Annotated in this window: 10 protein-coding genes and 2 pseudogenes; 7 read left to right on the top strand and 5 right to left on the bottom strand. The window is 73.8% G+C overall.

Annotation, left to right across the window (positions count from 1 at the left end; all coding sequences use genetic code 11):
* The 4 genes from DKL51_RS12505 to DKL51_RS12490 form a co-directional block, all read left to right on the top strand.
* Window positions 1-773: helix-hairpin-helix domain-containing protein (locus DKL51_RS12505; protein ID WP_221623165.1), on the top strand; the 773-nt coding region annotated here is incomplete at its 5' end.
* 38 nt (window positions 774-811) lie between these two features.
* Window positions 812-2,935 (top strand): RecQ family ATP-dependent DNA helicase, encoded by a 2,124-nt coding sequence (locus DKL51_RS12500; protein WP_124812063.1) that lies wholly within the window; start codon window positions 812-814, stop codon window positions 2,933-2,935.
* Window positions 2,936-3,044: 109 nt separating this feature from the next.
* On the top strand, window positions 3,045-3,275 hold the full coding sequence (locus tag DKL51_RS12495; protein WP_109947555.1) for a heavy-metal-associated domain-containing protein: 231 nt from the start codon (window positions 3,045-3,047) through the stop codon (window positions 3,273-3,275).
* A gap of 40 nt (window positions 3,276-3,315) precedes the next feature.
* A complete protein-coding gene (locus DKL51_RS12490) occupies window positions 3,316-4,203 on the top strand; it encodes a DUF8832 domain-containing protein (protein ID WP_311768037.1) in 888 nt (295 codons plus the stop codon).
* A gap of 22 nt (window positions 4,204-4,225) precedes the next feature.
* On the opposite strand, the gene DKL51_RS12485 is transcribed toward DKL51_RS12490, so the two are convergent.
* The gene (locus DKL51_RS12485; protein ID WP_109947553.1) at window positions 4,226-4,642 is read right to left on the bottom strand and encodes a helix-turn-helix domain-containing protein; all 417 of its coding nucleotides are present in this window, start codon (window positions 4,640-4,642) and stop codon (window positions 4,226-4,228) included.
* Between the two features lie 229 nt (window positions 4,643-4,871).
* Here DKL51_RS12485 and DKL51_RS12480 point away from each other — a divergent pair, with 229 nt between their 5' ends.
* Window positions 4,872-5,225 carry a hypothetical protein gene (locus DKL51_RS12480; RefSeq protein WP_243422712.1) on the top strand — a complete coding sequence of 118 codons (354 nt, stop codon included), beginning with the start codon at window positions 4,872-4,874 and terminating at the stop codon, window positions 5,223-5,225.
* Here DKL51_RS12480 and DKL51_RS12475 read toward each other — a convergent pair.
* Together DKL51_RS12475 and DKL51_RS12470 are read right to left on the bottom strand one after the other, a co-directional pair.
* Window positions 5,222-6,376, bottom strand: coding sequence for a class I SAM-dependent methyltransferase (locus tag DKL51_RS12475; protein WP_109947552.1), 1,155 nt, complete (start codon window positions 6,374-6,376; stop codon window positions 5,222-5,224). The two genes, DKL51_RS12480 and DKL51_RS12475, sit on opposite strands and share 4 nt — an antisense overlap.
* 547 nt (window positions 6,377-6,923) lie before the next feature.
* Window positions 6,924-8,012 (bottom strand): annotated as a pseudogene (locus DKL51_RS12470) (DEAD/DEAH box helicase); the annotation flags it as partial.
* A gap of 304 nt (window positions 8,013-8,316) precedes the next feature.
* Between DKL51_RS12470 and DKL51_RS12465 the strand changes: the two are divergent.
* On the top strand, window positions 8,317-8,967 hold the full coding sequence (locus DKL51_RS12465) for a ferritin-like fold-containing protein (RefSeq protein ID WP_109943556.1): 651 nt from the start codon (window positions 8,317-8,319) through the stop codon (window positions 8,965-8,967).
* A gap of 68 nt (window positions 8,968-9,035) precedes the next feature.
* Here the strand turns inward: DKL51_RS12465 and DKL51_RS12460 are convergent, their stop codons facing one another.
* Both DKL51_RS12460 and DKL51_RS12455 read right to left on the bottom strand, forming a co-directional pair.
* Entirely contained in the window at window positions 9,036-9,263 is a 228-nt protein-coding gene (locus tag DKL51_RS12460; RefSeq protein WP_109943555.1) for a DUF3107 domain-containing protein, read from the bottom strand.
* A gap of 65 nt (window positions 9,264-9,328) precedes the next feature.
* Entirely contained in the window at window positions 9,329-9,967 is a 639-nt protein-coding gene (locus DKL51_RS12455) for a TetR/AcrR family transcriptional regulator (protein WP_109943554.1), read from the bottom strand.
* A gap of 150 nt (window positions 9,968-10,117) precedes the next feature.
* Between DKL51_RS12455 and DKL51_RS12450 the strand changes: the two are divergent.
* Window positions 10,118-10,652, top strand: a pseudogene (locus tag DKL51_RS12450) (hypothetical protein); the annotation flags it as partial.

The raw sequence follows: 10,652 nt of genomic DNA, 5'->3' as shown, positions 1-10,652 counted from the left end.
CCACCGTGCCGCCGGTGCTGCTGGCACCGGCGGCTACGGCCCCCGCCCGGTTCCGGGAGCCGCTGCCCACCTGGGTGAGCACCACCGCGACCGTCGTCGGGGCCCTTGTGGTGCTGCTGACGTTCGGCTGTGCGACCTGGCTGGTCATCCTCGGGTACGCCGTGCGGCGGCGAAGCTGGCGGCTCGGCCTGGCCACCGCCGGATACCTCGGCTCCGCGTCGTGGCTGGTGTACCTGATGAGCCGGGGCGACCCGGAGGCGGAGGCGCCCGCCTCGGAGGCGTTCCTGGGGCTCGGCCTGATCGCCGTCTGCTGGCTCGTGGGCGCGGCGCACGTGATCCTGCTGAACGCGCGGGTCTGGGGAGTGGTCACCGGACGGCCAGTCGGGCTGCGGGCCCACGAGGCGGAGCGGCGGGTGCGCCGCGAGCAGGCGCGCTACCTGCTGCACCACCATCCGGTGGCCCGCCACCAGCTCTGCATCGGGCGACCCGACGTGCCCAGGGTGTTCGACGACGGCGGGCTGGTCGACATCAATTCGGTCACCGAACCGGTCCTCGCGACTTTGCCGGGACTCACCGACGGGCAACGGCGGCAGGTCGCGATGGACCGGTGGCTGCGCGGGCCGTACGGGTCGATGGAGGAGCTGGCGGCGCGGTGCCCGCTACCGCCCTCGGTGACCGATGCGCTCCGCGACATCCTGGTCTTCCTGCCGCCCGACGCAGCGCCTCCCGCCGCCGCCCCGCCAGGCAAGGTCGACCCCACCGGGCTTTCATGATCGACGGAAGGGTCCGCCGGAGCTGGTAGAAATGCCGGATGGGTGACGATCGGGCGGCGGTACGGGAACGGGCCGAGGCGGTGCTGCGCCGGCTGGCCGGCGAGCAGGCCCGGCTCCGCGAGGACCAGTGGCGGGCCATCGAGGCGCTGGTGGTCGACCGGCGGCGGGTGCTCTGCGTCCAGCGCACCGGTTGGGGCAAGTCGGCGGTCTACTTCGTCGCCACCGCACTGCTGCGCGCACGCCCCGACCAGGCCGGCCCGACGGTCATCGTCTCGCCGCTGCTGGCGCTGATGCGTAACCAGGTCGAGTCGGCGGCGCGGGCCGGCATCCGGGCCCGCACCATCAACTCGGCCAACCTCGACGAGTGGGACGAGATCACCGCCGAGATCCACGCCGGCGCGGTGGACGTCCTGCTGATCAGCCCGGAACGGCTGAACAACCCGGACTTCCGGGACACGGTGCTGCCGAAGCTGGCCGCCACCACCGGCCTGCTCGTGGTGGACGAGGCGCACTGCGTCTCCGACTGGGGGCACGACTTCCGGCCGGACTACCGCCGGCTACGGACGTTCCTCGGCAACCTGCCGGAGCGGACGCCGGTGCTCGCCACCACCGCCACCGCCAACGCCCGGGTCACCCAGGACGTCGCCGAGCAGCTCGGTGACGCGCTGGTGCTGCGGGGCGCGCTGGACCGGGAGTCGCTGCGGCTGGGCGTACTCGATCTGCCGAGCCCGGCCCACCGGCTGGCCTGGCTCGCCGACCACCTGGACCAGCTCCCCGGCTCGGGGATCATCTACACCCTCACCGTCGCGGCGGCGGCGGAGACGGCCGAGTTTCTGCGCTCGCGTGGCTGGTCGGTGGCCTCCTACAGCGGGCAGGCCGAGGACGCGGACCGCCGGGCCGCCGAGCAGGACCTGCTGGACAACAAGATCAAGGCGCTGGTCGCCACCTCCGCCCTGGGCATGGGCTTCGACAAGCCGGACCTCGGCTTCGTGGTGCACCTCGGCGCCCCGCCCTCGCCGATCGCCTACTACCAGCAGGTCGGCCGGGCCGGCCGGGCCGTCGAGCACGCCGAGGTGCTGCTGCTGCCCGGCGTCGAGGACGCCGCCATCTGGCGGTACTTCGCCTCCCTCGCCTTCCCGCCGGAGGAGCAGGTCCGGGCGGTGCTCGCCGCGCTGCACACCGACCGGCCGCTCTCCACCCAGGCCCTCGAACCGATCGTCGACCTGCGCCGCGCCCGGCTGGAGCTGATGCTCAAGGTGCTCGACGTGGACGGCGCGGTCCGCCGGGTCCGCGGCGGCTGGCTCGCCACCGGCGAACCCTGGGTCTACGACGAGGCCCGGTTGCGCCGCGTCGCCCAGGCGCGCACCGCCGAGCAGCAGGCCATGCGGGAGTACGCGACGACGCCCGGCTGCCGGATGCGCTACCTGCGGGAGTGCCTGGACGACGTCGGGGCGGACGACTGCGGCCGGTGCGACCGCTGCGCCGGTCCGCTCTTCGGGGCGGAGGTCTCCGCCGCCGCGCTCACCGCCGCGCAGACCTTCCTCGGCCGCCCCGGCGTGCAGATCGCGCCGAAGAAGCTCTGGCCGACCGGGCTGGAGGCGGTGGGCGTACCGCTGAAGGGGCGGATTCCCCCCGGCGAGCAGGCGCTGCCCGGGCGGGCTGTGGGCCGCCTCTCCGACCTCGGTTGGGGCGGGCGGCTGCGCGGCCTGGCCGGGCCGGACGCGGTGGACGGCCCGCTGCCCGACGACGTGACGGCAGCCGTGATCGAGGTGCTGAAGGCGTGGGCGCACGGTGACGATCCCTGGCCGCGCCGCCCGGTCGGCGTGGTGGCGATCGACTCCCGCACCCACCCCGCGCTGGTCGGCTCGCTCGCCGAGCGGATCGCCACGGTCGGGCGGCTGCCGCTGCTCGGGCGGGTGGTCCCGACCGGTGCGGCCGGGGCCGGCGGCCCGCGCGGCAACAGCGCCCAGCGGGTACGCACCCTGCACGACGCCTTCGCCGTGCCGGAGGACCTGGCCGACGCCCTCGCCGGGCTGGATGGGCCGGTGCTGCTCGTCGACGACCTGGTCGACTCCGGCTGGACGATGACGATGGTGGCCCGGCTGCTGCGCCGGGCCGGCGCCCCGGACGTGCTGCCGCTCGCGCTCGCCGTCGCCGGCTGATCCGTCGTTCCGGACCGGGCGAAAGTTCCCGGGCCGGCCGGATTGGGAGCGGCACCACCGTCGCCGACGGTGGGCGGATCGGTACCCCGTCCGGCGGTACCGTGGGCCCATGACCGAGCAGCGACCCGTCACGCAGACGTACGCCATCACCGGGATGACCTGCGAACACTGCGTCAAGGCGGTCACCGAGGAACTCACCGTCCTGTCCGGCGTCGAGGAGGTCCGGGTCGACCTGGCCGCCGGCACCGCCACCGTCACCAGCGCCGAGCCGCTGCCGGTGGAGCGGGTCCGGGCGGCCATCGACGAGGCCGGCTACGAGCTGGCCGGCGGCGTTGCCTGAGCCGTCCACCAGGCCGACCGCCGGGCCGGACCGGAGCACGGTGCGGCTCGCGCTCGTGGTCGGCGGGCTGGTGCTCGCCGTACTGCTCGGCTTCGGTCTGGGCCGGCTGAACCCGCCGCCGACCACCCCGGTCGGCGCCGCCCCGGCGACCGGTGACCACACCCACGCGCCGGGCACCGGCGCCCACTCGCACGGCGGCGCGACCGTCGACCAGGGCACCACCGCCGACGCGGCCGGCCTGTCGGTCAGCGCGGCCGGCTACACGCTCACCCCGTCGGCCGTGGAGTTCCCCGTCGGCCGGGCCGGTGAGCTGCGCTTCCAGATTCGTGACCAGCAGCGGCGGGCGGTGACCCGGTTCGCCGTGGTGCACGACAGGCCGATGCACCTGATCGTGGTCCGCCGGGACCTCACCGGCTACCAGCACCTGCACCCGACCATGGCGGCGGACGGCACCTGGTCGGTGCCGTTGACCCTCGCGCAGCCGGGCGTCTGGCGGGCGTACGCCGACTTCACCGTGGTCGCCGACGACGGCCGGCAGACCGCGACGATCCTCGGCGTGGACCTCACCGCGCCCGGCGGCTACGCGCCCCGGCCGCTGCCGGCGCCGGCAACCGCCACGACGGTCGACGGGTTCACCGTCAGCTACGCGGGCAGCCCGAAGGCGGGTGAGTCGGTGCCGCTGCGCTTCCAGGTACGCGCCGACGGCGCGGCCGCGCCGCTGGAGCCCTACCTCGGGGCGCACGGCCACCTGGTCGCCCTCAGGGAGGGAGACCTCGGCTACCTGCACGTGCACCCGCAGACCGGGCGGGACGGGGATGCGGTGACGTTCTGGCTGACCGCGCCGGGGCCCGGCGGCTACCGGATGTTCCTCGACTTCCAGGTGGGCGGGGTCGTGCGGACGGCCGCGTTCACCGTCACCGTGCCCTGACCGCCCGGCGTGGCAAGGAGCGTCAGACGGCCCGGCGGACCGGACGGCGGGCCAGGTAGCGAAGCAGGTCCCGGATGTGGTGCTTCTCCTCGGCCGGGATGCTCGGATCGGCCAACCGCTCCAGGATCACCCGGACGTCCGCCTCGACCGGTGCGTCCTCGGCGCGGCGGCGCGGGATCGGGCCGGCGTCCGGCAGTCCGAGGGCCCGGAAGGCGGCGGCGACCGGCATGTCGAGGGCGGCGCAGAAGCCGCGGACCTTGGCCAGCTCGGGGTAGTCCTGCCAGTCGCCCGCCAGCCAACGGAAGATGGTGGACCGGCCCACACCGGTGTGTGTGGCCAAATCGGTCACCGTCCACCCGCGCTCTTCGCGGGCGTCGTCGATGGCGCGCCGCACGAAGCGCGCAAAGGCCATCTGGGGTGAAACCTCAGTGGTACCCATGCCTGCGGGGTCTTCCCTTCCCGGCTGGAGCACCCGGACGGTGCGCCTAAGAGGGTAGTACGGCCGTACCCCGAAACAACTGACCGATCGGCCCGAACGTCTCGCTGGCGGGACCGGTCGGATGGTCTTCGGAGATGGTTGTCCAGGATCAACTAAACTCCGCTATGCCTTCGCCGACTGGCAAACATTTGCCAGGTGTCACACGAGCGGACCAGTTATGAGGAGCAGCATGGCCCAGCCCAGCCGTCGGGTGCCGTACCGTCCAGGGGCGGTCAGCATCTTCTTCGTGGTCAAGGCCGGCATCTTCGCCCTGGCCTGCTGGGCCTGGCTGCTGGTGCTGGTGTTCGACGCCGACGAGGCGACCGCCGTGCACGTCCTGGCCGCGTCCGGCGCGATCACCACCACCCTGGTCGGCGTCGTGCTCGGCGTACGCCTGGCGTTGCAGCGCAACGCCGCAGTCCGGCACGCCGAACTGCGCCGGCTGCTCGCCGACATTTCCTGGAACGCCTTCGCCGCGGCGGGCAACGCGGCGAGTGAGGCCAAGGTCGTACCCTTCCCGACCCTGCCGCCCGAGGACCGTTAGCCGGCGCGCTCCGCGCCGAGGAGCGTCTGCAGCCGGGGCGTGATCCGCCACTGGTCGACCAGCTCGCGGTACTCGGCGCGCTGCACGTCGGTGGGGGCCGTCCCGGTGTGGCGCGCCCGGATCAGCAGGTTCCGCGGCGTGTGCTGGGAGTCGACGAATTCGACCACCTCGGCGCGGTAGCCGTGCAGCCGGAGCAGCCCGGCCCGCAGCGCGTCGGTCAGGACGTCCGCGAAGCGCTCCCGCATGATGCCCTGCCGGGTCAGCAGCTCGTACGGCGCGGGGGCCGGCCCGGCGCGCAATTGTGCCGCGACGTCGTGGTGGCAGCAGGGCGCGGCGAGCACCCACCGGGCGCCCCACCGGACGGCCCGGGCCAGCGCCTCGTCGGTGGCGGTGTCGCAGGCGTGCAGCGCGAGCACCAGGTCCGGAGCCGGTTCCACGACCGCGTCGGCGATGGTGCCGGCCACGAAGCTCACCCGGTCCGCCCAGCCCAGCCGCTCGGCCAGTTCGGTGTTGCGCCGCCGCTGGTCCTCGCGGACGTCCACGCCGACCAGTTCCACGTCGAGCCCGCGCTGGGTCAGGTACCGGTACGCCGCGAAGGTCAGGTAGGCGTTGCCGCAGCCGAGGTCGACCACGCGCAGCCGGCCGGTCAGGTCGTCCGGCAGGGTGGCGGCCAGCGCCCGCAGGAACGCGTCGACCTGGCGCCGCTTGGCCGCCGACCCCCCGATCTCGGCGAAGATCGGGTCGCCCGGGTCGAGCAGGTAGTCCTTCGCCCGGTCGTGGCCGCCCGGCTGCGCCGCCGGCCGGCTCGCCGCCGCGCGGTGCACCTGCGCCTCGCCCGACTTGGTGACCCGCAGCTGGAGCGTCGCGTCGGCCGTCTCCACGTGCCAGTTGCCGAAGGGCTCGGCGAGCAGCGCGTCGATCGCGGCGTCGGCCTCCGCGCCCGGTGCCACGTTGCGGGTGTACGGTCGCGCGCCGTCGGAGGTCGAGATCTGCAGCCGGGGGCCGGCCTTGAGGGTGACCGGCCGGAGTTCGGCGCGGACCACCGAGGGGCGGTGTCCACGGCGGCGTCCGGCGGCGACCGCCCGGGTCAGGGCGGGGTCGAGCAGCAGCGCCCGCACCTCGGTCAGCGCGGCGTCCAGCGGTTCCGGCATCGCTCCATCATCCTTCCCGGCTTGCGGCTCCCCGCCGTGGGCCGGTTGCGAGTGTCGTGTGCGGCACGGGTCCGGTCGTGCCGTGGCGGTAGCCGCGCACCGATTGCCGACCACCGTCGGCGCCGTGCGCGGCAGCCGGGGACCCGGCCGATCACGTCGGCTCAGGCGGGCCCCAGCGCCGGCGAGGTGTTGTGAGACTCCCTTTGCTCTGCTGCAGCGGAGGCAACACCGGGAGGCCGTTTGTGTTGCGTGGGCTGCAGCAGAGCAAAGGGCGCGAGCAGTTGTCCCGACCTCAGGACGCCAGACCGGCCGGGCGGGACAGACGACATCCCCCGGACCGGGTAACCGGCACGGGGGATGTCAGGGTCTCGCAGCGTCAGTCGGCGGTCGCCTCGGCCGGCGTACCGGCGCCCGAACTGCCACCACGGCGGCGCCGGCGGCGGCGCGGCTTCGACGATGCCTCACCCTCGGTCGAGGTGGTCGCGGCCGACTCGGTGGCGCCCTCGGCGGGGATCACCGCGGTCGCCTCGCCGGCCACCACGTCGCCCGCCCGGCCGGTACGACCGATCCGGTGGGTGTAGGTGTCCTGGTCCTCGGGGCAGTCGTAGTTGATGACGTGGGTGACGCCGCTGACGTCGATGCCCCGGGCGGCCACGTCGGTGGCGACCAGAGTGTCGATCTTGCCGGCCCGGAACGCCCGCAGCGCCCGCTCCCGGGCGCCCTGGCCCAGGTCGCCGTGCACCGCCGCGACGGCGAAGCCGCGGAAGTCGAGGTCCTCGGCGACGCGGTCGGCGGCCCGCTTGGTCCGGGTGAAGATCATCGTCAGCCCCCGCCCCTCCGCCTGGAGGATCCGCGCCACGATCTCGATCTTGTTCATCGAGTGGGTGCGGTAGGCCAGCTGCTGGGTCTGCGGCGACGGGCCGGTCTCGGCGGTGTGGCCGGCGTGGATGGTCACCGGGTGGCGCAGGAAGCGCCGGGACAGGGCGACGATCGGGTCCGGCATGGTGGCCGAGAAGAGCATGGTCTGCCGGTCCTCCGGCAGCATCGCCAGGATCTTCTCGACGTCGTCGAGGAAGCCCAGGTCGAGCATCCGGTCGGCCTCGTCGAGGACCAGCGCGTGCACGCGGTCGAGCCGCAGGTGCTTCTGCTTGGCCAGGTCCAGCAGCCGGCCGGGCGTGCCGACCAGGATCTCGACGCCCTTGCGCAGCGTCTCGATCTGCGGCTCGTAGGCCACGCCGCCGTAGATCGGCAGAACGCGCACGCCCCGGGTGCTGCCCGCGGCGGCGAGGTCCTTGGCGACCTGGATGCCCAGCTCGCGGGTGGGTACGACGACCAGCGCCTGCGGCACGCCGTCGCTGCCCTCGCCCGGCGCGAAGACCCGCTCCAGCAGCGGTACGCCGAAGCCGAGGGTCTTACCGGTGCCGGTGGGGGCCTGGCCGATCAGGTCGCTGCCGCGCATCGCGATCGGCAGCGCGTATTCCTGGATGGCGAACGCGCGGGTGATGCCGGAGGCGGCCAGCGCCTCGACGGTCTCCGGACGGGCGCCGAGTGCGGCGAAAGTGGGAGCTTCGGGACGAACCGGAGCGGTCGGAGCCAACTCCTGGTTGCCCATGATGTCGTGAATCTGCTCGCTCATATGGATTTGGGGGTGCCCTCTCGTGGTGCGCCCCTCATGTCCTCAGGGCGCGATCGGTATGGCGCGGGCCACACGGTCGGCGGCTAGAATGCCGAGCCGGACCGGGCCGCACGCGCGCCGTAGGCCTGCTGTCGATCAAATCGGTGCCCACGGCAACTGCTCTATGTTACCTGAACCGCCGATCGGCCGTCCTGATTCCGGTGGTGGCGCCATGTCCAGGCGCGACGGCTGTGACCTGCGCCACCCACCCGCCGCCCCTCATTGTGACCCCCCGCTGCCCGGAACGGAACGGTAGCCTGCGCTCGTGTCCGCCCCCACCGCGCCCGATCCCGCCCTCGTCGACCTGCTCGGCCTGGTGGCGTACGGCGAACTCCTCGCCTTCGACCGGCTCGCCGCCGACGCCCGGCTCGCCCCCGATCTGCGCCGCCGGGCGGCCCTGAGTGAGATGGCCGCGGCGGAAATCGGCAGCTACTGCCGGATCGCCGACCGGCTCGCCGAACTGGGCGTGGCACCGGACGACGCGATGGCGCCGTACGTCGAGGCGCTCCAGGCGTACCACGACTCGACCGAGCCGAAAGACTGGCCGGAGGCGGTGACCAAGGCGTACGTCGGCGACGCGATCACCGACGACTTCCTGCGGGAGATCGCCGGGGCGCTGGACGGGCCGGACCGCCGGCTCGTCCTCGACGTGCTGCACGACTCCCGGTACGCCGATTTCGCCGCCGCGGAGATGCGGGCGGCCATCGCGGCGGATCCGAAGGTGGCCAACCGGCTCTCGATGTGGGCCCGGCGGCTGGTGGGGGAGGCGCTCTCCCAGGCCGGTCGGGTCGCCGCCGCGGACCGGGGCGCGCTCACCGCGCTGATCGCCCGGCGGGACGTGGACGTGCCGGCGCTGTTCCGGCGGCTGACCGCCGCGCACACCGAGCGGATGGCCGCCGCGGCGCTGAACAACTAGCCGGCCGACCCGGCGCCGCCGCGGCGGGGACCTCGTCGGTCACCCCGCCACGGCGACCCGGAACGGAATCAGCGGACGGTGAAGCCGACCGCGCGGGGAGAGGCCTCGGCGATCTCGACGTACGCGACCTTGGTGACCGGCACGATGACCCGCCGGCCCTTCTCGTCCGTCAGGGAGAGGGTGCCCTCGCCCTTGGCGACGGCGTCGGTCACGATCCGCTCGATCTCGGCAGGCGACTGCGCGCTCTCCAGAACCAGCTCGCGCGGGGCGTACTGCACGCCGATCTTGACCTCCACTGTGCCTCCTCAACTGGGGCGAAAAAGCCACCGTGGGAAGGCTATCCGATCTGGCGGCCCGATGTTCAGGCTGACTCACCTTGCAGCGGGAAGCTGGCGATACCGCGCCAGGAGAGGGCGGCGACCAGCGCCTCCGCCTCCGCCTTCGGCACCTGCCGGCCGCCGGCCAGCCAGAACTGCGCCGCCGTCTCCGCCGCCCCGACCAGGCCGGAGGCGAGCAGTTCGGCGTGCGCCCGGCTGACGCCGGTGTCCGAGATGATGGTGTCGGTTATCGCCGCGATGCAGCCCTGCTCGACCCGCTCCACGCGCTGCCGGACGGCCGGGTCGTTGCGCAGGTCCGACTCGAAGACCAGGCGGAACGCCTCGCTCTCGTGGTCGACGAAGTCGAAGTACGCGCGCACCGAGGCGCTGACCCGCTCCTTGTTGCTGTTGTTGCCGCGCATGGCGTCCTGCACCCGGGCGACTATCGCGTCGCAGTGCGTGTCCAGCAGCGCCAGGTAGAGGTCCATCTTGCCCGGGAAGTGCTGGTAGAGCACGGGCTTGGAAACTCCCGCCCGCTCGGCGATGTCATCCATCGCGGCGGCGTGGTAACCCTGCGCGACGAACACCTCCTGAGCGGCGGCGAGCAGCTGCTTGCGCCGCGCTGAGCGGGGCAGGCGGGTGGGCCGGCCGGCGGTCTGTGCACCGTTCCCCACAGCGGTCATGGGAGCCTCCGAGTTTCGTACGTACGAGCCGGCACTTATCACCCGAACCGGTCAGGGCTTGTGAACCCGTCCTGGAAATGGCCCGCCGCTGTAACTTATCGCCACTGTCACCACACGGTAGCCTCACCGGGGGCGACCAAGGAGTGCGCGGTGACTGAATCAGGGCAACCCGGAGCTCCCACCCCGGGAGAACACGGCGACGGGGCAGGTCAGCAGGACGACCTGGCCCGTTCCGTCAGCGGGTGGGCGCCCTCGGCGGCCGGCTGGTCCAGGGGCCGGGAGGTCGGCCGAGAGCCGGCTCCCGCCTGGCGTCATCCCGATCCCACCGGCGGCTGGGCCGCCTCGTCACCGCAGCACGGCGATCTGCCGGCCCCGCTGCCTGGGCTGCCCGCCGAGGAGCCGGCGGCGCGGGTCAAAGTCAACGGCCGTTCCCACGTCAACGGCGTGCGTCACGCCGAGGAGGAGTCGCCCGTGCCCCGCCAGGCGCCGGTCAGTGCCCCGCCCGTGGACGAGCAGCTCCGGGACACCGACAGGGACCGGCTGAGCGTGCCGGCCCCGCGCCCGGCGCCCGCCGTCGAGCAGCCGTCGGCCGACGTCGACGCCGGCTCGGCCCGGCACTCCTCGGACGACCCGCCGCCCACCCGGGCGTGCCGCTGGGCCGACGGCGGCGTTCCGTCGTCCGAGG

This window comes from Micromonospora globispora (genome assembly GCF_003857015.1).
Taxonomy (GTDB): domain Bacteria; phylum Actinomycetota; class Actinomycetes; order Mycobacteriales; family Micromonosporaceae; genus Micromonospora; species Micromonospora globispora.
Note: the sequence above shows the minus strand (reverse complement) of the source record. Positions and strands in the feature narration are given on the sequence as shown.